Origin of the sequence: Piscinibacterium candidicorallinum (genome assembly GCF_047549485.1) — a bacterium.
Classification (GTDB): domain Bacteria; phylum Pseudomonadota; class Gammaproteobacteria; order Burkholderiales; family Burkholderiaceae_C; genus Piscinibacterium; species Piscinibacterium candidicorallinum.
On the sequence record NZ_CP180191.1, the window covers coordinates 1,989,117 to 2,011,940 of the forward strand.

Sequence of the window (22,824 nt, forward strand, 5' to 3'; positions counted from 1 at the left end):
TCCAGCGGCCTCAGGGTCGGCCGAGGAACAGATACAGGCTTGATCGCACGCCGAGCGTGCGCCCCCAACCCACATAGACCGGTCCAAACGGAGTATCGGTACCGGCCAGCAGCGAGAACGCTCGCTTCAGCGAGCTGATGCGTAGCGTCTCGCCACGATCGAACGCATCGCCCGCCTCGAGCGATACCCCGACCCGTACCCCGCTCACGGCTTTCAATCGGTGCGCAAAAACCGTCCGGGCCAGCACGGTCCGATCCCCGGTGAAGGTCTCCGGTGGCGAACCCGAGAGAATCAAGAAGCCGCCAAGCGGCAGAGGCGACGCGCCACCGCGCCCGTATCCGAGCCGGATGGAGCTGGCGAGGGAGTTTCGGCCGATCGACTGCGCGTTCTCCCAGACGAACTGACCGGCGTCGCGCCGCAGGCTGCTGCCGGACCGGAGGTCCGAGGCACGACTCCAATCAATCAGAACCAGGTTGCCCGAACGCGGAAAGTTGGGGTCGTCCAGGGTGTCCCAGCCCAGCCGCGCACCGAGCACCTGGAACTGATCGTCGGTGCTGGGAATCAATGACTCCACCGCCCGAGGGAAGGTCTGCAAGCGACGCAGCCCATAGCCCAGACGCACTTCGCCATCCAGTCCGAGGCGGTAGCCAATGGTGCCACCAATGTCGTAGGTACGCGATCCGATGGCCGCAGTGAAGCCCGTGCTGCCCAGGCGCAATTCAAAGTCGTCGCCACGTACACCGGCGTTCGCGGTCACGAACCACTCCCGCCCCACGGAAAGCGGCTGATAGAACTCGGTTCCCAACTCGCGCGAGCTGCCCACACGCAACAGGGTGCGCAGTTCTGCGCCGTAGCTGTTCACCCACCGCAGGGTGTGCAGGGCCAGAATCTCGAAGCGATTGTTGTTGCGGAAGTCGCTTTCGAGTCGGCCGCCGAAGCGCAAGGTGTTGGGTCCGACAAGCGTCTCGCTCGGCATGACCAGCAGCCGTCGCGCTCCTTCCGGCCCCGCAAGACTGAAGTCCACACGGTCAAAGTCGCCGCTGGCGCTCAATCGACGCATGCCTTCAGTGATGTCCTGAATCGTGTAGGACGCCCCAGGACGGATGTCGAGTTCGCGCAGCAGTACCTGCGGATTCGTGAAGCTCGTACCCAGGATGCGCACGTCATCAATGCGGATCGGATCAGGCACCGCCGGCCGGCCGGTACGTGCAGCCTCCCACCCAGCGAAGCGCTCGGAGTCGATACCCAGTGCAGCCAGGCGTGTCAGAACTGCTCGCGCCGCGGTCTCCCCGGCGGCCTCGATCTGAGAAAAGGCCGCAAAGTCAGAGAAGCTGTAAGCCGCCAAATCCGGAGCAATCAGAATGTCGTTCGGACCCAGCTCGCTGAGCGACTGAACGACGTTCTTCTCGGTGAGGATGTTGACCATCTGCTGAGCCACATCCAGCGCACTGTTGAGCTTGTTGCGCGGCGTGAGCGGTGTACCGACGTTCACCGCGATGATCACGTCCGCACCGAGCTTGCGGGCAACATCGACGGGCAGATTGCGCACCAGGCCACCGTCGATCAGCAGCTGATCCCGAATCTCGATGGGCGCGAAGGCCCCGGGAATCGACATCGACGCCCGCATGGCCGCGAACAGCGACGTGTCCCGAAGCACGACCATGTCGCCCGTCACAAGATCGGTCGCCACGGCGCGGAAAGGCACACTGAGCTCGTCCAGATTCGTGCGGTTCTGCACGGGTAACGCGACCCGTCGCAGGATCGAGTCCAGCTCATGGGCCTGGAAGGTGCCGCGCGGCAGAATGAGACCCTCGCGGCCGACCCCGAAAGAAAAGCGCGACAGGTAGCTCAGGTCTTCGGTACGTCGCCGGTAGTCACGCTCGCGTCTGGGCGCGGTGGCGGAAAACACGGCATCCCAGTCCGTTTCCCTGACGAGAACCCGCAGGTCGTCGAGCCGATGCCCGGCCGCCCACGCGCCCCCCACGATCGAGCCCATGCTGGTGCCGATGACCATGTCGACCGGCACGCGCTGCTCCTGCAAGACCCTGAGGACGCCAAGGTGCGCGAATCCGCGTGCGCCTCCGCCGGACAACACCAGTGCCACCTTGGGCCGCCCAGGCGCACCGATGCGCATCGAAGGCGACGCGTCCTGGATTGCGGCAGCAGGGAGAGTGGACGCGCCAGACTGCACCGCCTGGGTGGCCGGCACCTGCGCCCGTGCCAGACCGGCCGCTGCGATCAGCAGCAGTGCTGCAGCGAATCGATGTGCCGCAACGCTGACGACGGGTCCGAGGGCTCGCTGGATGGGATTCATGTCCTGTGACTTTGGTAGGCCAACGTGGTTTGGGCGTGGATGTGTCGGGCACGGGTCCTAGCCTCGCATAGTGCCTGATCAGCGTCGGCCGCGCCGCCGCACCACCCAGCCGTAAATGATCACATTCAGTGCGATTACGGCCACGCCAAGACCGATCTGGACGCTGCGGGTCAAGCCGTCCGGGTAGATCAGCGCGAGCAGGTAGTGCTCAATGAAGCCACCTTGATAGCCCGCCATACCCGCCTGCTGCCGAAAGTGGTTCTCAAGCGGCGTCAGCGGGCAGATCCAGCCGCCAAACGAGATCGCCGCACCCCAGGCCGCTGCAAGCAGGTGCGGCACCGCGATCCACGGCCGCCAGAGCACGAGCAGTCCGCCGGCCACAACGAACAGGATGAATAGTCCGTGAACAGCAAGGACGGCAGTGGCAGCGACGCTGGCGAGCATGACCGCGATCATGACGCAGGACACGTCCAAGGCCGTTGGCGGCATCCAACGGACGCGCTGCGGCATGCAGGATGCCCTTGCAATCGAGCTGTATGGGTGTACAGTAATACTGTACGCAATCACAGAAAGCATCCTCATGCTTCAGCTCACAGCCCGCCAGCAACAAGTGCTCGACCTCATTCGAAAGGCGCTTCGCGAAACCGGATACCCCCCGACACGTGCAGAAATCGCCCAGTCGCTCGGTTTCCGCTCTGCCAATGCCGCTGAAGACCACCTCCGGGCGTTGGAGAAGAAGGGAGTCATTGAATTGGCCGCCGGCGCCTCGCGCGGCATCCGCCTGCTTGATTACCTGCCTGAGCAAAGCATGCTGCCCATCCCCATGCTGCGTCAGCTCACGCTGCCGCTCATCGGCCGGGTTGCCGCCGGTTCGCCGATTCTCGCTCAGGAGCATGTAGAGCGAGAGCTGAGCGTCGGTGAGGACCTGTTCTCGCAGCGTCCAGACTACCTGCTCAAGGTGCGCGGCATGAGCATGCGCGATGCCGGCATCCTCGACGGCGATCTGCTCGCTGTCAAAAGGACGAGTGACGCCCGGGATCACCAGATCATCGTTGCCCGGGTGGGTGAAGACGTCACCGTCAAGCGCTTCATGCGCCATCGGGATCACATCGAACTGATTGCCGAGAACCCGGACTACGCACCCATCATCGTGGATCGCAAGAGCCCGGGCTTCGCCGTCGAGGGTCTCGCTGTCGGCCTGATCCGGGGCACGGCGGGCGGCTTCGGGCTGTAAGCGCGACCCCGCTGCACGGTCTCCTTGGAATGCTCCACCACCTGTCCTTCGGCGTCGCAGACATCATGCGCTCCGCCCGCTTCTACGATGCGGTGCTCGGCGCGCTTGGGCAGGTTCGAGTCTGGGAAGACCTCGACGACCTCGGGCCCGACGCGGACCCTGCTGTGGGTTACGGCACCGAGCGCGGCAACGATCTGCTGGCGCTCAAGCAGCGCAACACACAGCGTCTCCCGGCCGGAGCCACGCTTGCCCCGGGCCCCGGCTTTCATCTGGCCTTCAGTGCACAGAGCCGCAGCGAGGTCGATGCATTTCACGCAGCGGCGTTGGCGCACGGTGGCCAATGCAACGGGCCACCTGGGCTCAGACCGGATTACGGGCCGCACTACTACGCCGCATTTGTGATCGACCCGGACGGCTACCGCATCGAGGCTGTCATCAATCGCCCCGTTCCGATCGATCCTTGAGGTCAACGACGAACCGTCCCACCAAACTCGATCGCTCAGCGCACTTGGCACAACGCACCACCCCGTCGTTCAGCCGCCTCTCCTCCATCCTCCATCAAGAACACAGCACCAGAAAGGGCAGCCATGAAAGCCATCGTCACACAAGCCTGGCAGGCCACCTACGCCGACCCGATCGAACTGAATACTGGCGACGAACTCACCCTCGGACGCCGCGACAGCGAGTACCCCGGCTGGGTCTGGGCCGCCTGCGTGCGTACGGGCAAGTCCGGCTGGGTTCCTGAAACGCTGGTCCAGATGAAGGACGATCTGCCGGTCGCGCGCCGCGCCTACAGCGGGCGCGAGCTCAATGTCCAACCGGGAGACATCGTCACCGTGATCGACACGCTGTTCGGCTGGCACTGGGCGCAGCTCAAGAGTGGCGTGGTGGGCTGGTTGCCCGCCAACCACGTCGCAGCCTGGCCCGCAATGCGAATGCGCGCCGAGCGCAGATCCGCTGCCGAGGACGACGAAGCCCTCGCCAGTGAATTGCGGCGCTTGACGCGCTTTGCCAGCAGCAGCCACGCCATCCGGGGCAGCGAACTGCGGGCATAGCCGGATCTGATTCTGGCCGGCCTCGGCACAGGCACGGCGGATCAGCCTGGGGCAGTCGATCTGCTGGCTGAAGTCGTTTCCAGGTCGTCAGGCACATGTGCTTACCTCAAGCCGCAGCCGCCGAGTTTTCTCGCGCTGCTGCAGCGCATTGAGCAGCGCCCGCGTCGAACCGGTGTTTGCCCGGCACCGGCCCTAGGTACACAACGCTGTGCAAACCCAAAAGGGAACATCTAGATACCTACTGTGCGGGCCAGTTTGCGTGCTCCCGACGCATGCCCATCCGTCGCCGCACCACTAGTACCGTCTGCGATCCACCACGCGCCTACGAAGGTGGGGTTGAGGCTTGAAAGCTCACCTCTTCGCACGGCTCGGCACACGCGCCTCGAAACCCGGTGCTCAACGCTTGGAGTCGGCAGGCAGAACACTGCCCGCAGGGGCTGTGCTCTGTCCGGCCTACTCGTCACACACGACTTGGCCCGCGCGCGACTGTTTCCCGAAGTTCCCGAAAGGCCAGAATGGCTCTGGAAGCCGTTCTCCAGACCAAAATGTCTGAAGATCCTCACCAGACAAGCGGAAAGCCCGTTCAGCTGCGTGAAAAAATGCAAAGCTCGACGCCATCAAGCCGTCGGGCTTTGCATATCCGAGGGTGCAGATCGCCGTCAGTGCGCTGGAGCACCCTCTTCCGGCTTCTTGATCCGGAACCACGCCGCGTACATGGCAGGCAGGCTGAGCAGGGTCAGCAGCGTCGCAACGATCAAGCCGCCCATGATCGCAATCGCCATCGGTCCCCAGAACACGCTGCGCGACAGCGGGATCATCGCCAAAATGGCCGCGGCGGCGGTGAGCACGATCGGGCGCATCCGGCGCACGGTCGCATCCACGATCGCGTGCCAGGGATGGTGCCCCTGCGCGATGTCCTGCTCGATCTGATCGATCAGGATCACGCTGTTGCGCTGGATCATGCCCATCAGCGCGATCGTGCCGAGAAGCGCCACGAAGCCGAAGGGTGCGCGGAACACGATCAGGCCGAGTGCCGTGCCGATGATGCCGAAAAAGCCAGTCAGGAACACCAGCGTGGAGCGCGAGAAGCTCTTCAACTGAAGCATCAGCAGTGTGAAGGTCAGAAAGAGCATCAACGGCAGGTTGGCGGCAATGGAGCCCTGGCCCTTGGCGCTCTCCTCCTGCGCCCCCGCCACGTTGATGGTGTAGTTGGCCGGCAGGTTCGCACGCAAATCGGCCAGCTTGGGATCGATCTGCGCAGTGACCGTCGGCCCCTGGATGCCATCGACGATGTCGGCATTCACGGTGATGGCAAAGTCGCGGTTCTGGCGCCAGATCACGCCCGGCTCGAACACGATGTGCGCCTTGGCCACCTGCGCCAGCGGCACGCTGCGGCCACTGGCAGTGGGCACGTTGACATTCTGGGCAGCTTCCAGCGTGGCACGCTCGCTGGCCGGGTTGCGCAGCACGATGTCGATGAGTTCATCGCCATCGCGGAAGGTGCCGATAGGCGCGCCGTTGGTCAGCACGCTGGCCGCCTGCGCGATCGAGCGACTCGACACACCCAGCGCCCGCGCCTTGTCCTGGTCCACGTCGATGCGGATGACCCGCACATACTCGTTCCAGTTGTCATTCACCCCACGGGTGTTGGGGTTGGCCATGACGACGGCCTTGACCTGGTCGGCAATTGCACGCACCTGCGCAATCTCCGGCCCCTGGATGCGGAACTGCACCGGATACGGCACGGGCGGTCCGTTGGGCAGCAGCTTCACGCGGCCGCGAATCTCCGGGAAGTCTGTCCGAAACGCCTCCTGGATGCGCAAGCGCAGGGCATTGCGCTCCTTCAGACTCCTTGGCACCACCACCACCTGAGCGAGGTTGGTCTGCTGGAACAGCTGCTCCATGGGCAGATAGAAGCGCGGCGAGCCCGTGCCCACGAAGGTGGTGTAGCTCTCGACCTCCGGCTGGGCCTTGAGCCAGGTCTCGAACTTCACCGCAGCGGCTTCGGTGTTGGCGTAGCTGGAGCCTTCAGGCGTCCAGAGGTCCACGAACATCTCCAGGCGCGAGGAGTCGGGGAAGAACTGCTGCTCCACCTTGCCCATGCCGACGATGCCCAGCGCGAAGGCCACCAGCGTGGCGGCAAGCGTCTTCCAGCGGTGCTCCACGCACCAGTTCACCATCGCGCGGAAGCGGTTGTAGAACGGCGTGTTGAAGAGTTCGTGGTGACCGTCTGAGCTGGCGGCTGGCTTGCTCTTGAGCAGATGGAATCCGATGAAAGGCGTGAAGATCACGGCAGCAAACCAGCTGAGGATCAGCGCCATGGCCGTGACCGAGAAGATCGAGAACGTGTACTCACCCGCCGTGCTCTTGGCCAGGGCAATCGGCACGAAGCCGGTGGCCGTGATCAGGGTGCCGGTGAGCATCGGAAAGGCCGTGGCCTTGTAGGCGAAGGTGGCAGCGGCAAACTTGTCCATGCCCTCCTCCATCTTTCGGACCATCATCTCCACGGCAATGATCGCGTCATCCACCAAGAGACCCAGTGCGATGATCAGCGCCCCGAGCGAGATCTTGTGCAGGTTGGTGTTGGTGACATACATGGCCAGGAAGGTCATGGCCAGTACCAGAGGAATGGTGAAGGCCACCACCAGACCCGGCCGGGCGTCGATGTAGTAGCGGCGCCAGAATGGCCGCTGATCTGCATCCGTGTGCTTGTGCAGGCCAAGCGCGACGAAGCTCACCGCCAGCACGATCACCACCGCCTCGATCAGCACACGCACGAACTCGTTGACGCTCTCGGCCACGGCACGCGGCTGGTTCTGGATCTTCTCCATGCTGATGCCCACGGGCAGGCTGGCCTCAATGCGCTTCTCTTCCTGCGCCAGCGCCTTGCCCAGGGCAATGATGTCACCGCCCTTGGCCATGGAGATCCCCAGAACGATCACTTCGCGGCCGTTTTGGCGGATGCGCGAGACGGGCGGGTCCACATAGTCGCGCTTGACGGTGGCAATGTCAGAGAGCTTGAACGTGGCGTTGCCCGCGCGGATCGGCAAGCGACGCACGGCCTCGACATCACCCGTCTGACCGGTGATGCGCACCTGGACGTTGTCACGCTCCAGCGGCAGCGTGCCGGTGGGCACGAGATCGATCTGGTTGTTGATCTGCGCGATGACGTCCGTCACGTTCAGGTTCAGTTGCGCCAGCCGTTGGTGCGAGATCTCGATGTAGAGCTTCTCGTCCTGGATGCCGAAGGTCTCGACCTTGCCCACATCCTTCACGCGGAGCATGTCCTGACGCACACGCTCCACGGTCTTCTTCAGCTCCAGATAGCTGAAGCCGTCGGCGCTGAAGGCGAACATCACGCCGTACACGTCTCCAAAGTCATCATTGAAGAACGGGCCGATCGTGCCGGGAGGCAGCGTGCCGCGAATGTCGTTGATGTTGTTGCGCACCTTCAGCCAGATGCCCGGCACGTCCTTGGGGGAGTTGCTGTCCTTCAGTTGAAGGATGGTCAGCATCTCGCCTGGCTTGTTGTAGGTCTGGATCTTGTCGACGTTGGGCGTCTCCTGCAGCTTGCGCTCGATCTTGTCGGTGAGCTGCTGCGCGACCTGCTCGGCTGTCGCACCCGGCAGATAGGCACGCACCACCATGCCGCGGAAGGTGAAAGGCGGGTCCTCGTCCTGACCCAGCATGAAGAAGGCCGCGAGACCACCGATCAGCAGCACACCGATCAGGTAACGCACCAGGGGCTGGTTTTTCAGCGCCCATTCGGAAAGATTCACGTTCATGTGTGTTGCGCTCCTGCCCGGCGCTTACTTGGCCGCCGCTGGCGCAGCGCTGGCGGCGGGAACGGCGGTAGCGGACGCAGCTGCAGCCACACCCGGCATGAGCTTTACTTTCTGGCCTTCGCGGATCGTGTGGATGCCGGCCGTGATCACCTGCTGGCCCGCACTCAGCCCGCTGCCGATCAGCACCTGATTGCCGACATTGCCGGTGAGCTTGACCGGCACGCGCGCCGCGGCGCCATCCTTGACCACCCAGACGCTCGGACCAGCGTCGCCCTGCACGAGCGCCGCCAGCGGCACGCTGATGGCTTGCGCGGCGCGCGGATCTGCGGGCAATGAAACCGTGGCCGTTGCACCGAGGGTGGCTAAACCTTCGGGATCCTGCAGGCTGGCGCGCACCAGAATCACGCGCGCCACCGGATCGGCAGCGGGCGCGACTTCGCGCACCACGGCCTTGATCGGCGCTGCCGGGTTGGCCCAGAGGGACACGCTCACCGGCACGCCGGGGCGCAGCGCACGGGCGGCCTGCTCGGGCAGGTTGAACACCACGTCGCGCTCGCTCCCCACGGCCACTCGCACCACGCTTTGTCCGGCGGACAGCACCTGACCGGCCTCGGCATCCACGCCCACCACCACGCCAGACTTGTCTGCGGTCAGCGCCGCGTAGGCCGCCTGGTTGCCCTGCACGTTGGCCTGCGCCTGGGCGGCTTCAAATTGGGCGCGGGCAGCGCGCATTTGGGTCTCGGCCTGGTCCACGCGCGAGCCGCTGACGAAGTTCTGCTTGGCGAGCTCCTGGGTGCGCTTGAGTTCGGCCTGTGCGAGTTCAAGGTTCGCCTTGGCAGCGGCCACCTGCGCGGCCGAAGCGGCCTGAGCGAGTTGCAGGTCCTTCGGATCGAGGCGCGCAAGCACCTGCCCTGGTTTCACCGGCGTACCCAGTTCCACGAGGCGTTCGGTCATCTTGCCCCCGACGCGAAAGCTCAGGCGTTGCTCAACGCGAGGGCGGATCTCGGCGGCAAACACCGCGCCCGCACCCAGCTGACCGGTCCCCACCGTGATGGTGCGCACGGGGCGGATGTCTTCCTGAGGTGGTGCAGCAGACTTGCCGCAAGCGGCCAGGAGCGCTACTGCGGCAGCGGCCGTGGCAACCAGATACAGGGCGCGTCGGGGTGAACGTGCGCGTTTGGAGGTGTGTGTGATGGTCATCGTGACTGGTCCGGCAGGCATTGGCGGAGGCAGGTTGCTTTGTTTCGGCGCGACCTGGACCCGGCACTCGAGGCCGGGTCCGGTGCGCTCTTGGGAGGAGAGACAGCGCAAATTTGGCAGGATGCGCTGAGTCAGCTTTACTGACTGAACGGTCAGTAACTTAAGCGTTCGACGAGACGCTGTCAACCACGCGTGGCCAGAAATTGGCAGCTGTCGCGCCACTTCATCCAAGGATCGCATCCAGACCATCGAGCCATGCTTCCGCAAATGCGAGCGGAAGAGCGATGCACTGCGTCGATCCGGTTTGACCAAGCCCTCAATCTATATGTCTAGGACAAACGATCATTGCATGATGAGCGCTCGGCGCATTCAATGTAAGAAACTTGTAAGGCCGCATCACGACGCGACCTCCCTGGCAAGGAGTTCCCCATGAAAGTCCAGCAGCTCGCAGCCATCTCCAACTGGATGAGCAGCCACCGCCATCGCCAGCCGATGGAGCATCACATCTACACGGTGATCCTCACGCTCTGGCTCATGGCCATCATCGGCTTGCCTGTCTCGATTGCGCTGAACCCAACGCTGCTGCTTGTTTGCGTCGCGGGCATGGTCCTGCCCGATGCCTACTTCAGCCTGCGCGCGCGCTTGCACCAGCGGCAGACGCTACGTTGCGATTGGCTGCCGGCGGCCGCGCGAACCACGCAAGACTGATCTGCTGCACGCAAAAGAAAGGGCGCCCTCGGGCGCCCTTTCTCGTTTCGCAGCAAGCAAGACGTCAGCACAGCCTCAGAACTGCTCGGCACTGAGCGCAGTGACCGACTCGGCACCCTCGACGATGGCATCGCGCATGCCGGCAGCGCGCGAGAGAATGTGGTCTGCGTAGAAGCGCACGGTCACGATTTTGGTCTTCATGAACTCCGCGTCCTCGCCCGCGGCGAGCCGGTCCTCGGCAATCATCAGAGCACGACCCATCTGCCAGCCAGCCACCACATTGCCTGCGAGCATCAGGTAAGGCACGCTGCCCGCAAAGGCGGCATTCGGGTTGGTCTTGGTGTTGGCCACGATGAACTCGATCACGTCTTCAAGCGCCTTGCGTCCGGCCGTAAGGCGCTTGGCCACTGCGCGGCAGGCCACGCTCGAGCGTGCAGCCAGTTCGCCCTCGGTCTTGGCGATCTGCGCGCAGATCGCCTTGGCCACCATGCCGCCATCGCGAATGGTCTTGCGGCCGACGAGGTCATTGGCCTGAATCGCCGTCGTGCCTTCATAAATGGTGAGAATCTTTGCATCGCGCAGGTACTGCGCTGCACCGGTCTCCTCGATGAAGCCCATGCCGCCGTGCACCTGCACGCCGAGACTCGCCACGTCGAGGCTCATCTCCGTGCTGTAGCCCTTCACCAGCGGCACCAGAAATTCATAGAACGCCTGGTTCTGCTTGCGCGTGGCTTCGTCCGGATGATGGTGCGAGGCGTCGTACGCTGCACCGGCCACGAAGGCCATGGCGCGACACGCCTCCGTGTAGGCGCGCATGGTCATGAGCATGCGCTTCACATCCGGGTGGTGAATGATCGCTGCCGAACCGGGCATTGAACCGTCCACCGGCCGGCTCTGCACGCGGTCCTTCGCATACTGCACTGCCTTCTGGTAGGCCCGCTCGGCCACCGATATGCCCTGCACGCCCACGGCGTAGCGGGCGGCGTTCATCATGATGAACATGTATTCGAGGCCGCGATTCTCCTGACCGACCAGGTAACCGATGGCGCCGCCGTGGTCGCCATACTGCAGCACACATGTCGGGCTGGCCTTGATGCCCAGCTTGTGTTCGATGCTCACGCAATGCACGTCATTGCGCGCACCGAGCGAGCCGTCTGCATTGACCAGAAACTTGGGCACGATGAACAGGCTGATGCCCTTCACGCCCTCGGGCGCACCGGCCACACGCGCCAGCACAAGATGCACGATGTTCTCGGCCATGTCGTGCTCACCGAAGGTGATGAAGATCTTGGTGCCGAAGATCTTGTAGGTGCCGTCGGGCTGCGGCTCGGCACGCGTGCGCACGAGGGCCAGATCGCTGCCGGCCTGGGGCTCGGTCAGGTTCATCGTGCCCGTCCACGTGCCATCAATCATCTTCGGGATGTACATCTGCTGCTGCTCAGGCGTACCCGCCGTGAGCAGCGCCTCGATCGCGCCGTCGGTCAGCAGCGGGCACAGCGCAAAGCTGGTGTTGGCCGAGTTGAGCATCTCGATGGCCGCGGCGCCGATGGCCTTGGGCAGGCCCTGGCCACCGAACTCCACGGGATGCTGCAGCCCCTGCCAGCCGCCTTCGGCAAACTGCTTGAAGGCGTCCTTGAAGCCCGGCGTCGTCGTGACCTGGCCGTCTTTCCAGAAGCTGGGGTTCTTGTCGCCTTCCCAGTTCAGGGGCGCCACCACGCCTTCGTTGAACTTGGCGCACTCCTCCACCACGGCCTGTGCGGTGTCGAAGCCGGCTTCGGCAAAGGCGGGGATCTTGGCCACTTCGTCGATCTGGGCCAGTTCCTTGATGCAGAAGAGAATGTCCTTGGTCGGTGCCACGTAGCTCATGCGATATCTCCGGATGTGAAAAAAGGCGCGGTCAACTCACGCGCCTTTGATGCCTTCTTGTGTTCGGGTCTCTGAACCGTCAGCCGAGTTCCTTGACCAGCTCGGGCACGGCCTCGAACAGATCTGCCACCAAGCCGTAGTCCGCCACCTGGAAGATGGGCGCCTCGGGGTCCTTGTTGATGGCCACAATCACCTTGCTGTCCTTCATGCCCGCCAAGTGCTGGATGGCACCCGAAATGCCGGCCGCCACATACAGCTGCGGCGCGACGATCTTGCCGGTCTGGCCGACCTGCCAATCGTTGGGCGCGTAGCCGGCGTCAACCGCAGCGCGCGAGGCACCCATGGCCGCGCCCAGTTTGTCGGCCAGCGGCGTAATGACTTCGGTGAACTTCTCGGCGCTGCCCAGCGCACGGCCGCCGGAGACAATGATCTTGGCGGCGGTCAGTTCGGGGCGGTCGCTCTTGACCACCTCGCGGCCCACAAAGGTGCTGGAGCCGCCGGCTGCAACGGCCGTCAGGTTCTCGACCGCTGCGCTGCCACCGGTGGCAGCCACCGCATCAAACGCGGTGGTGCGCACGGTGATGACCTTCTTGGCGTCGCTGCTCTTGACAGTGGCAATCACGTTGCCAGCGTAGATCGGGCGTGTGAAGGTGTCGGCAGACTCAACCGAAAGGATGTCGGAGATCTGTGCCACATCCAGCTTGGCGGCAACGCGCGGCGCGACGTTCTTTCCATTAGCAGTCGCCGGGAACAGGATCTGGTCGTAGTTGCCAGCCACGGCCAGCACCTGGGCGGCCACATTCTCGGCCAGCTGGTCGCCCAGCGCGGCGCTGTCGGCCACGAGCACCTTGGCCACGCCGGCAATCTGCGCGGCGGCGGCGCCTGCGGCGGTACAGCCGCTGCCAGCCACCAGCACGTGAATGTCGCCACCGAACTTGGCGGCTGCGGCCACCGTGTTCAGCGTCGCGGGCTTGATGGTCGCGTTGTCGTGTTCTGCGATGATGAGTGCGGTCATCGTGCTGCTCCTCAGATGGCCTTGGCTTCGTTCTTGAGCTTCTCAACCAGCGTCTTGACGTCCGGCACCTTGATGCCCGCCTTGCGCGAGGGCGGATCGCTGGCCTTCAGAAGCGTCAGGCGCGGGGTCACGTCCACACCGAGGTCGGCGGGCTTCACAACATCGAGCTGCTTCTTCTTGGCCTTCATGATGTTGGGCAGCGTGACGTAGCGCGGTTCGTTCAGGCGCAGATCGGTCGTCACGATGGCGGGCAGCGCGACCTTCAGGGTCTCCAGACCGCCGTCCACTTCACGCGTGACCAACGCGTCGTTGCCCTCGATCACGACCTTGGAGGCAAAGGTGGCCTGCGGGCGGTCCAGCAGCGCAGCCAGCATCTGGCCGGTCTGGTTGGAGTCGTCGTCGATCGCCTGCTTGCCCATGATGACGAGCGCGGGCTGTTCCTTCTCCACCAGCGCCTTGAGCAGCTTGGCCACGGCCAGGGGCTGCAGGTCGGCGTCGCTCTCGACGAGGATTCCGCGGTCTGCACCGATGGCCATGGCCGTGCGCAGGGTTTCCTGGCACTGCGTCACGCCGCAGGACACGGCGATGATCTCGGTGGCCTTGCCGGCTTCCTTCAGGCGCACAGCCTCTTCAACGGCGATTTCGTCGAAGGGGTTCATGCTCATCTTGACGTTGGCGATGTCTACGCCGCTCTGGTCCGCCTTGACGCGAACCTTCACGTTGTAGTCCACCACGCGCTTGACCGGGACCAGGATCTTCATGCCGTGCAGCCTCGATGTGAAGAGTGAAAGGGAATCGTTATTCGGGGAACTTTACGTATACGTAAACCTAAGGATTGTAGGCGTCTACGCAGTGTCAGAGCCAAAATCTAGCACGGTCGTTCGTTTTTGCTGCGCAGCACCAATCGAGGCGGGACTCCAACCCTGAGCCACTCGCGGCACCATGCCGCGGACGGAACCGATTTCGCCACCTCGGGTCTGCCCGAAGAGCCTTCTGCATTCGGCGAATTCGCACACGCCGGCCGTAACAGGGTGTATCGACCGTCAGCCCCATGACGGTCGATGCCGTTAGAGCATCAGACCCGCGCGGCACCCGCGCCGCCAGCAGGGCCACACAAAGACCTCTCCTCAGAACCGATCACTTCACCAACGAGCCCGCCACCATGCTGCACCGCGCACTGCTCATCCTCACACTGCTCCTTGTCAGCGTTCCAGCGATCGCCGCGGATGCCGACGACCCACCCGGGCGCGTCGGCCGCATCAGTGCGGTTGAAGGGAGCGTATGGATCACCGACAGTTCCTCACCGTCACGCTTCGCGCCCACCCAAAACTGGCCGGTTACCTCCGGCACGGCCATCGAGACCGATGAGGACACGCGCACCGAGGTGCGCATCGGCTCCACAGTATTCCGCTTCGGCCCGGGTACGCGCGCACTGTTCCAGACCCTGGACGACAGCGTGATCCGCATCCGCCTGGACGCAGGCTCAATCGCAGCGCGCTTCCGCAGCCCGGGCAAGGCACGCGAGACGGTCGTGCTCACACCGCAGGGCAACGTGGTGTTCGTCGATGAAGGCCGCTATCAGGTGAGTGTGGAGCGCGACAACGACGTGGCCGTGACAGCGTTCCGCGGCATCGCCCGCATGGACGGCCGCAACCAGTCCCTGGCCATTGGCGGCAACCGCCGCGCCGAATTCAGCGCCCGCGGCGGCGTCCGCCTGGAAGACGCCTGGCGCGATGACTTTGCGCAGTGGGTGGCCGAGCGCGACCGCCGCGATGACAGCCGGCCGCAGCCGCGCTATGTCTCCACCGAACTCACCGGCTGGGACACGCTCGAGGAGAACGGCCGCTGGGAACGCACCGACAACTACGGCCCCGTCTGGTACCCAACGCGAGTGGCCGTGGGCTGGGCGCCCTTCCGCTTCGGCCGCTGGATCTGGCTGAACCCCTGGGGCTGGACCTGGGTCGACGCCGCACCCTGGGGCTTTGCGGTCTCGCACTACGGCCGCTGGAACTACTTCGATGGCCGCTGGGGCTGGATCCCCGGCAGCTATGCCGCAACGCCCGTATGGGCACCCGCGATGGTGGCTTTTGCCGGCGGCAACAGCCGTTTCTCCTGGAGCGTGTCCTTCGGCGGCCCGAGCGTGGCCTGGGTGCCCCTGGGCCCCAGTGAGGTCTACGTGCCCTGGTACACCGCCCGCCCGACCTACTGGCAGCATGTCAACCGGCCCATCGTGAACAACGTGACCGTCGTGAACTACGTGTCCAACAACCCGAACAGCCAGGGCTACGTGAACACGAACATCCCCGGTGCCGTCACGGCCGCCTCGGCGGCGTCCACCTTCGCTCGCGGCGCCGCTGGGCAAGCCGTGGCCGTGAACGGCGTGCGTAGCCAGACCTTCACCGCGGTCGCGAACGCGGCCGAAGCCAACGCGGCCTTCAACAGCAACCGCATCATCATGCCCAGCGCCAATCCTGCGCCCCTGCCGGCGGCCTCGCCCGCCGTGGCGGCGGCCGCAGCGGCCGCGGGTGTGAGCCGGCCGGTGCCCGCCGGCGTGTCGGCAGGGGCAGCGGCGGGTGCAGCCGCAGCCGGCAGCACCTTTGCGCCGGGCGCCCCCGGCCAGGCGGCTGTGCAGAACCCCGGTTCACGCCCCGGCTTCAATGGCAGTGCAGGTGCGGCGGCCGCAGCCGCAGCTGCCGGTCGTACAACCGCCGGGCCTGCAGCCGGCTCGGTCACCAGCCCGCAAGACGGCGCACCCAACCCGGCGCAGATCGCCCGCCCTGCACCGCCCATGGTGCCCAGCGAAGTTGCGCCGCGCCGCCCGGACAACAACGCCGCGGCTGCAGCGGCAGCGGCCGCCGCCGGCAATGCCCCGGCGCAGCAGCCGCAGCCCGTAAGCCCGCCGCAGCGCCAATACTTTGACGTGCGCGACGAACGCCCCCGCGCCAACTACTCGGGCTACGGCAGCGTGGCGCCACGGCCACCGCAGGCCGACGACGTGCGCGCCCGTGAACCGCACAACGCCGCGCGCGAGGCCGCCCGTCGTGCCGCCCAGCCCGACGCTTCGCCGGTGCGGGAGATGCCGCGGGTTGAAGCCCCCCGCCCGCAGCCTGCGCCGCGCATTGAGCGGGAGCAGCGCATCGAGCGCGTGGAGCCGCGTGCCGAGCACCGCAGCGAGCAGCGCGCCAGCCAGGTGGCCCGTGAAGCGGCGCAACGCGCCAACCGGGACTGATCAGCCAATCGCGCTGCGTCCGCACCAGGCCGCACGAGCAAGAACACACACAACAACACCCTCCTCCAGAAGAAGCCTGCCCATGACCCGCCCAGACATCCGCTCCAAGGTCCGCAAGATCGCCACCCGCTCCGCGCTGCTCGCTGCGTTCGCAGCCGTGCTCACTGCCTGCGGCGGCGGCTCGGATACCGTGGTCCTCGCCCCGACCGACCCCGCCAGCTTCTCTGACCAGATCGCCCTGCGCGCCACTGCCGCCTCGACCGCCGGCGGGCCGATGACGATGCTGATTCCCGGCACCACCGCGCTGGACGCATTGGCGGGCGTAACCTCGGTTGGCCCCTTCCGCACCCAGAACCTCAACATCTCGAGCGCCTGCACCAACACGGGCGGCCAGCTGCAATACAGCGCGCAGGATGCTGACAACTCCGGCACATTCACGCAGGGCGATCTGGTGAGCCTGACCTTCACCAACTGCGGCCAGTCGGCTGACGGCGTGAGCCTGGTCCTGAACGGCTCAATCGACATGACCGTCGCGGTGACGCGTCCGGGCGCAGACGTCGTCAGCACGATCGGCTTCTCGCCGCGCAACCTCTCCGCGCTCATCAACGGCGTAGCCGGCACCTATGCCGGGCAGCTCGGCATCGAGAACCGCTTCGTCGGCGGCAACCTCAATGGCGCGGTCGTGATCGCCTACGTGAGCCCGGGGCTGGAAGTGGGCTTCACCGGTGGCCGCGTGGACCGCATCAGCAACGTGCGCTGGGCCTACCAGGAGTCGGCCAGTGCCGTGAGCCTGTCACCCGCGCAAACCATCACACTGCAGAGCAACGGCGCCACCACGACCTTCTCGGCCAGCACGATCCGCCAGCTTGTCTTCCGGCGCAGCAGCACCCCGGCGCTGGATGGCGTGCTGATCGACGGCCGCATCGACTACCTCACCGCACGCGACTACATGCGCTCGGTCACGTCGGCCGACAACCAGCTGCAGATCAGCATCGACTTTGCGGACAACGGCACCTTCGACCGCATCCTCAACATCAGTGCGCCGCAGCTGCTGAACAGTTGGAACTGACCTTCCGATGATCCGCAGCGCTCACGTGCTGCGATGATCTCGCCGGGCTCGCGCCCGGATTGAGGACCTCGACCCCTCGGGCCTTGATGAGCGGCCTAGCTGCGCTTGGCCCGATGGGGCGCCTCGATGAACGCGACGCGTTGGCAGCGCATCTCAGGAACAAGAAAGCCGCCGCAGTGCGGCTTTCCGCTTGTCTGATGCGGATCTTTGGGTGGTGCAGACCTTCAATCAGTTGAAAATGAGCATCTTCGTAGCCCGCTTTTCAACGATCATTTGAAAATCAAGTCATTCTTGGCGCCTTGGGAGCCGTTTTGGCCGCCAGAAAGCCGTCAATACCGTCATGTGCAGCCGCCTGCTGCATGCCGCAGGCCATGCTGGCGCCAGCCATCTGGTAGGCCGCGGCGCTGCCGGTTTCGAGCTGGCGGTAGAACAGGCGCTTGCCCTCGGCCAGGGCGCCGCTGTCCTTGGCGCTGATCGCGGCCACCTTCGCTTCGATCAGCGCATCCAGCGCGTCGGCGGGCACGGCGGCATTGATGAGCCCAAGCTGTTCGGCCCGCTGCGCGCTGATGAATTCGCCGGTAAGCAGCATCTCCAGCGCCGCCTTGCGACCGACGTTGCGCGACAGGGCCACAGCCGGCGTGGCGCAGAACAGGCCCAGGTTGATGCCGCTCACGGCAAAGCGCGCTGCATCGCTCGCGTAGGCCAAGTCGCAGGCTGCCACCAGCTGGCAGCCTGCCGCCGTGGCGGCGCCCTCCACGCAGGCGATCACGGGTTGGGGTTGCTGCTGGATCTTCAGCATCAGCCGGCTGCAGCGCGCAAACAGTTCGCGGTGCTGGGCGAACTCGTCCATCGCCATCATTTCCGCAAGATCGTGCCCGGCGCAGAAGGCGCGCCCAGCGCCGCGCAGCACGATCACGCGGCAGGCTGCGTGCTGCGCAAGCTGGCCGAGCGCCGCGTCCAGCGCATCCAGCATGGCACCGGACAGCGCATTGAGCTTGCCCGGCGCGTTCAGTGTGAGCGTGGTGCATCCGCCAGCACCCTCTGTGCGTAGCAGCAGCGGCTGGGGCTCGGCCGGGTTGGCTGTCAGGCTCATGGCGTCTCCTTGGGTACCTCGTTGCTCCCGGAACAGCGTAGCGCCGGCGGGGGCCGGACAAACCCGCACAGCCCCCGCCACCGGCCCGAAACCAGCGCAAAACTGCGGTTAACTCTCAGCTTGACCGTTTGCACAGCGGGCGGCCCGACCCATACCCACAAGAACACACCCCTCCATGAGCGAATCCTCCGAAATCTCTGTCGGCCCGATGCTGGCGGCCACCACTTCCGCGCTTGAGAAGGTCATCGTCGGCAAGCCGGACCAGCTGCGTCTGGCGCTGATCTGCCTGCTGGCCGGCGGCCACCTGCTGATCGAAGACCGCCCAGGCGTGGGCAAGACCACCCTGGCGTTGGCCATGGCGCGCGTGCTGGGGCTGGAGTTCCGCCGCATCCAGTTCACCAGCGACCTGCTGCCCGCCGACATCATCGGCAGCACGATCTACTCGCGCGAGAACGAGCACTTTGTGTTCCGCCCGGGGCCTGTCTTCACCAACCTGCTGCTGGCCGACGAGATCAACCGCGCGTCCTCCAAGACGCAGAGCGCGCTGCTCGAAGCCATGGAGGAGCGCACGATCTCCGTGGATGGACGCAGCGAGCGCCTGCCCGACCCCTTCTTCGTGGTAGCGACACAGAACCCGCTGTCGCAGATCGGCACCTTTGCGCTGCCGGAATCGCAGCTGGACCGCTTTCTGATGCGCATCAGCCTGGGCCTGCCCGGCCGCCTGGCCGAGCGCGAACTGCTGGCTGGCACAGACCGCCGCGAGATGCTCAACCGCATGCCCGCGGTGTTCAGCCCGCCCGCGCTGCTGTCTGCGCAAAAGGTGGCGCGCAGCGCCCATGTGAGCGACAAGCTGCTGGACTACGTGCAGCAGCTCGTGGAGCGCACCCGCACTGACCCGCACTTGGCCGATGGCCTCTCGCCACGCGGCGCGCTGGCGCTACTGGCCTGCGCCCGCGCCGCCGCCGTGATGCGCAACCGCATGCATGTGCTGCCGGAAGATGTGCAGCAGGTCTTCGTGGCCGTGGCCGGCCACCGTCTGGTGCCACGCGCGGCGGATCAAGGTGTGCCGCACGACCATTCCGCAGGCGCGCAGATCGCCGAGCGGATCCTGCGCGAGACGGCGATCATCAACGTCTGAGCGGCTGCATCGTCCCATGCAAGCTGTGCTCGATCGAACCGTCGGCCGCCTGCGCAGGCGCATCGTCAGCCGCGCTCAGGCCTGGATGTGGCGCAACGAGCAGCCGGCGCGCGAGCCCGTACAACTGCACCGCCGGCGCGTGTACATCCTGCCCACCGGCGCCGGCCTGCTGTTCGCCGCCGTGCTGGTGTGCATGCTGATCGGTTCGATCAACTATCAGCTCGGGCTGGGCTATCTCTTCACTTTCCTCGTGGGTGCGGTCGGTGTGGTTGCCATGCACCGCACGCACGACAACCTACTCGGCCTGTCGATCGACTGCACGGAAACGCGCCCGGCCCACGCTGGCGGAGACGCCGGCTTCGTGCTGCGACTGACCAATCCGCACCGGCACACCCGCGCGGGGCTGCGCCTGTCCCTGGATGGGCAGACCCTGGCTGAGGATGTGCATCTTCAGCCCAGCGAAAGCCGCGACGTGCTGATCAAGCTGCCGACCACGCGCCGCGGCTGGCTGGCCGCGCCGCGCCTGCGCATCGACACCATCTTCCCGCTGGGCATGTTTCGCGCCTGGTCCTACTACTGGCCGGCGCAGCGCGCGCTGGTGTATCCGGCGCTTTCGGCCACCGCCGCGCCGCCCGGCGGCCTGGGCAAGGGCGCGGGCGCTTCACGCAGCGGTTCCGGGCAGGATGCGTTCTCCCACGTCACACCCTACCAGCCGGGTGAGGACGTGCGCCGCCTGCACTGGCGCGCCTTTGCGCGTGACCAACTGGCCCTGCGCGTGCATGAAGGCGAGGCCGGCGAGGAGAACGTCTTTCGACTGGACAGCCTGCTGCCGGACGTGCCGCTGGAAGAAGCGCTCTCCCGTCTGGCTACGGCCGTGGTGCACTCAGACCAGCGCCGCGCCCGCTTTGCGCTGGTGCTGGGCCAGGAAACACCCGTGATGTCGTCCGGCGAGGCGCACCGCCATGCGTGTCTGGCCCGACTGGCGACCTACGGCTTGCGCACGACGGCGACGCAATCGGAGCGTGCAGCGTGAACACCGCGGCCGCACCTGCACCAAAAGCCAGCCGCCTAGGGCGCATACTGTCGGGCGCGGACGATCTGGCGCGCGAGCAGCGCAATGCCCTGGTGCTGCTGGTGGGCTGCCTGTGCACCCTGCTGCCGCACCTGTGGTTCCTGCCTACCTGGATCGGCGCCCTCGCACTGGCGCTGCTGGCGCTTCGCGGCTGGCTCACCCTCAGCAATCGCCCGCCCCTGCCCAAGTGGCCGCTGTTTGCGCTGGCCGGCGTCGCGGCCTGGGGCATCTGGAGCCAGTTCGGTACGCTGATCGGCCGTGAGGCGGGCGTGGCCTCGCTGGTGCTGCTCACGGGGGCCAAGCTGCTGGAGATGCGGGCGCGGCGCGATCTGTTTGTGACCGTCTTCCTGTGCTTCTTCCTGCTGTTCACGCAGTTTCTGTACGGCCAGACGATCCCGATCTTCCTGCTCGGCCTGGTGGCGGTCGTCGTGCTCGTCTTTGCGCTGACCCTGTTCCATTCGGGCAGTCTGCCGGTGCGCTCGCTGCGCCTGAGCCTGACAGATTCCTTCAAGATGCTGCTCATTGCCGCGCCGCTGGCACTGGTGGTGTTCTATCTCTTTCCGCGGGCCGCATCGCCGCTGTGGGGCGTGCCGCAGAGCAGCCAGCAGGCGCGCACGGGCCTGTCGGACAGCATGTCGCCGGGTGACGTGACCCGTCTCGCGCAGAACGATGCGGTGGTCATGCGCGTGGAATTTCCGGGCGGCATTCCGCCCAATGCGCAGCGCTACTTCCGCGGGCCGGTGCTGACGCAGTTCGATGGCCGCACGTGGCGGCCGGATACATCATTCACGGCACTGCGCCCGGTCAGGCCGCCGGCTCCTGAGGAGGGCGCGACACAGGTCCTGCAGACCATCACGCTGGAGCCGCAGCAGACTCCCTGGCTCTTCGCGCTCGAGCACCCGATCGCCCTGCCTGCACTGAGCGGGTCGACCGTCACGCTGACGGGCGACGGTCTGTTGCTCACCAGCCGCCCGCAAACCGAGCGAGTGCGATATGCAGTCAGCTCGCAGCCAGGAGGTGTATGGCGTGCTGAGACAGACATCGATATTGAGCCCATCCTGCGCCAGCGCTACACCAGCCTGCCGGCCGGCTTCAACCCTCGCGCCATGACCTGGGCCACCGAGCTGCGTAACCGAATCGGCGTGAATGTGGGCGATCCGCAGCCCTTCATCAATGCGCTGCTTGCCCATATCCGCGAGCAGCCCTACCGCTACACCCTGGAGCCGCCGGCCTTGGGCCGCGACTCGGTGGACGAGTTCTTCTTCGATACCCGCGCCGGCTTCTGCGAGCACTATGCGCAGGCCTTTGTGGTGCTCATGCGCGCCATGGACTTCCCGGCCCGCGTGGTCACCGGCTACCAAGGCGGCGATGTGAACCCGGTGGACGGCGTGCTGCTCGTGCGCCAGCGCGACGCCCACGCCTGGGCCGAGGTCTGGTTTGCCGGCCGCGGCTGGGTGCGCGTGGACCCCACCGCTGCGGTGGCACCTTCGCGCGTGGAGAGCGGCTTCGGCAGTGTGTTTCCGGAGCGCGCGGGAGCCACGTTGGGCGGCTTCAATGCACCGGATTGGGTCAACCGCCTGCGCAACTGGGCCGATGCGATCGACACCGCCTGGAGCGTATGGGTGGTGAACTACGGCGGCCAGACGCAGCGCGACCTGCTGGGCAAGCTCGGCATCGAGGATCTGGACTGGCAGAAGATCCTGCTCTGGCTGCTGGGTCTGGGCACGGCGGCGATGGCGCTGATCTGGTGGCTCACCCGCCCGCGCCTGCCCAAGCCGGACGAAGCCACCCGCCTCATGCGGAGCCTGCGCAGCACCTTTGAGCGCGAAGGCCTGGCACCGGAGCCGGCCGAGCCGCTGTCCGCGTGGCGCAAACGGATTGCCGCGCAACTGGACGCCCGCCGGCTGGCGCTGCTTGACCGCACGATTTCCGCAATCGAGCGCGCGCTGTACGGGCCGCTGAGCACCAGCGAGCAGGCCGCCGCATACCGTGAGGCGCAGCTCGGTCTGCGAAGCCTGGCGCGCAAGCCGCGCTGAGCCCGCCCCG

The 22,824-nt window shown here is 65.8% G+C and carries 17 protein-coding genes; 9 read left to right on the forward strand and 8 right to left on the reverse strand.

Annotated features, from left to right (window positions below; translation table 11 throughout):
* Positions 1-10: 10 nt before the first annotated feature.
* Together ACMDW7_RS08950 and ACMDW7_RS08955 are read right to left on the reverse strand one after the other, a co-directional pair.
* Positions 11-2,314, reverse strand: coding sequence for a patatin-like phospholipase family protein (locus ACMDW7_RS08950; RefSeq protein ID WP_377301360.1), 2,304 nt, complete (start codon positions 2,312-2,314; stop codon positions 11-13).
* A gap of 78 nt (positions 2,315-2,392) precedes the next feature.
* Entirely contained in the window at positions 2,393-2,758 is a 366-nt protein-coding gene (locus tag ACMDW7_RS08955) for a DUF2784 domain-containing protein (protein WP_377301358.1), read from the reverse strand.
* A 136-nt stretch (positions 2,759-2,894) separates the two neighbouring features.
* On the opposite strand from ACMDW7_RS08955, the gene lexA reads away from it, so the two are divergent.
* From lexA to ACMDW7_RS08970, 3 genes are all read left to right on the forward strand, one after another.
* Positions 2,895-3,548, forward strand: a complete 654-nt coding sequence (gene lexA / locus ACMDW7_RS08960) for a transcriptional repressor LexA (RefSeq protein ID WP_377302543.1) — start codon at positions 2,895-2,897, stop codon at positions 3,546-3,548.
* 29 nt (positions 3,549-3,577) lie between these two features.
* On the forward strand, positions 3,578-4,012 hold the full coding sequence (locus ACMDW7_RS08965; RefSeq protein ID WP_377301356.1) for a VOC family protein: 435 nt from the start codon (positions 3,578-3,580) through the stop codon (positions 4,010-4,012).
* Positions 4,013-4,135: 123 nt separating this feature from the next.
* The gene (locus ACMDW7_RS08970; RefSeq protein ID WP_377301354.1) at positions 4,136-4,603 is read left to right on the forward strand and encodes an SH3 domain-containing protein; all 468 of its coding nucleotides are present in this window, start codon (positions 4,136-4,138) and stop codon (positions 4,601-4,603) included.
* A 659-nt stretch (positions 4,604-5,262) separates the two neighbouring features.
* Here the strand turns inward: ACMDW7_RS08970 and ACMDW7_RS08975 are convergent.
* Together ACMDW7_RS08975 and ACMDW7_RS08980 are read right to left on the reverse strand one after the other, a co-directional pair.
* Positions 5,263-8,388 (reverse strand): efflux RND transporter permease subunit, encoded by a 3,126-nt coding sequence (locus ACMDW7_RS08975; protein WP_377301352.1) that lies wholly within the window; start codon positions 8,386-8,388, stop codon positions 5,263-5,265.
* A gap of 24 nt (positions 8,389-8,412) precedes the next feature.
* Positions 8,413-9,588 carry an efflux RND transporter periplasmic adaptor subunit gene (locus ACMDW7_RS08980; RefSeq protein WP_377301350.1) on the reverse strand — a complete coding sequence of 392 codons (1,176 nt, stop codon included), beginning with the start codon at positions 9,586-9,588 and terminating at the stop codon, positions 8,413-8,415.
* Between the two features lie 429 nt (positions 9,589-10,017).
* On the opposite strand from ACMDW7_RS08980, the gene ACMDW7_RS08985 reads away from it, so the two are divergent.
* A complete protein-coding gene (locus tag ACMDW7_RS08985; protein ID WP_377301348.1) occupies positions 10,018-10,296 on the forward strand; it encodes a hypothetical protein in 279 nt (92 codons plus the stop codon).
* A gap of 75 nt (positions 10,297-10,371) precedes the next feature.
* Here the strand turns inward: ACMDW7_RS08985 and ACMDW7_RS08990 are convergent, their stop codons facing one another.
* The 3 genes from ACMDW7_RS08990 to ACMDW7_RS09000 all read right to left on the reverse strand — a co-directional run bounded on the left by ACMDW7_RS08990 (position 10,372) and on the right by ACMDW7_RS09000 (position 13,938).
* Positions 10,372-12,162 (reverse strand): acyl-CoA dehydrogenase, encoded by a 1,791-nt coding sequence (locus tag ACMDW7_RS08990; RefSeq protein WP_377301346.1) that lies wholly within the window; start codon positions 12,160-12,162, stop codon positions 10,372-10,374.
* Positions 12,163-12,241: 79 nt separating this feature from the next.
* Positions 12,242-13,177, reverse strand: coding sequence for an electron transfer flavoprotein subunit alpha/FixB family protein (locus ACMDW7_RS08995; RefSeq protein WP_377301345.1), 936 nt, complete (start codon positions 13,175-13,177; stop codon positions 12,242-12,244).
* A gap of 11 nt (positions 13,178-13,188) precedes the next feature.
* Positions 13,189-13,938: an electron transfer flavoprotein subunit beta/FixA family protein gene (locus ACMDW7_RS09000; RefSeq protein ID WP_377301343.1), complete on the reverse strand. Its 750-nt coding sequence runs from the start codon at positions 13,936-13,938 to the stop codon at positions 13,189-13,191.
* Between the two features lie 401 nt (positions 13,939-14,339).
* On the opposite strand from ACMDW7_RS09000, the gene ACMDW7_RS09005 reads away from it, so the two are divergent.
* Positions 14,340-16,406: a DUF6600 domain-containing protein gene (locus ACMDW7_RS09005; RefSeq protein WP_377301341.1), complete on the forward strand. Its 2,067-nt coding sequence runs from the start codon at positions 14,340-14,342 to the stop codon at positions 16,404-16,406.
* Positions 16,407-16,488: 82 nt separating this feature from the next.
* Positions 16,489-17,475: a hypothetical protein gene (locus tag ACMDW7_RS09010; protein ID WP_377301340.1), complete on the forward strand. Its 987-nt coding sequence runs from the start codon at positions 16,489-16,491 to the stop codon at positions 17,473-17,475.
* Positions 17,476-17,755: 280 nt separating this feature from the next.
* Here the strand turns inward: ACMDW7_RS09010 and ACMDW7_RS09015 are convergent, their stop codons facing one another.
* Positions 17,756-18,568 carry an enoyl-CoA hydratase gene (locus tag ACMDW7_RS09015; RefSeq protein WP_377301338.1) on the reverse strand — a complete coding sequence of 271 codons (813 nt, stop codon included), beginning with the start codon at positions 18,566-18,568 and terminating at the stop codon, positions 17,756-17,758.
* A gap of 208 nt (positions 18,569-18,776) precedes the next feature.
* On the opposite strand from ACMDW7_RS09015, the gene ACMDW7_RS09020 reads away from it, so the two are divergent.
* The 3 genes from ACMDW7_RS09020 to ACMDW7_RS09030 are packed head-to-tail and all read left to right on the forward strand — an operon-like array spanning position 18,777 to position 22,814.
* Positions 18,777-19,706, forward strand: a complete 930-nt coding sequence (locus ACMDW7_RS09020) for an AAA family ATPase (RefSeq protein WP_377302541.1) — start codon at positions 18,777-18,779, stop codon at positions 19,704-19,706.
* Between the two features lie 16 nt (positions 19,707-19,722).
* On the forward strand, positions 19,723-20,739 hold the full coding sequence (locus tag ACMDW7_RS09025) for a DUF58 domain-containing protein (RefSeq protein WP_377301336.1): 1,017 nt from the start codon (positions 19,723-19,725) through the stop codon (positions 20,737-20,739).
* A complete protein-coding gene (locus ACMDW7_RS09030; protein WP_377301334.1) occupies positions 20,736-22,814 on the forward strand; it encodes a transglutaminaseTgpA domain-containing protein in 2,079 nt (692 codons plus the stop codon). Before ACMDW7_RS09025 ends, ACMDW7_RS09030 begins: the two co-directional genes overlap by 4 nt.
* Positions 22,815-22,824: the final 10 nt, after the last annotated feature.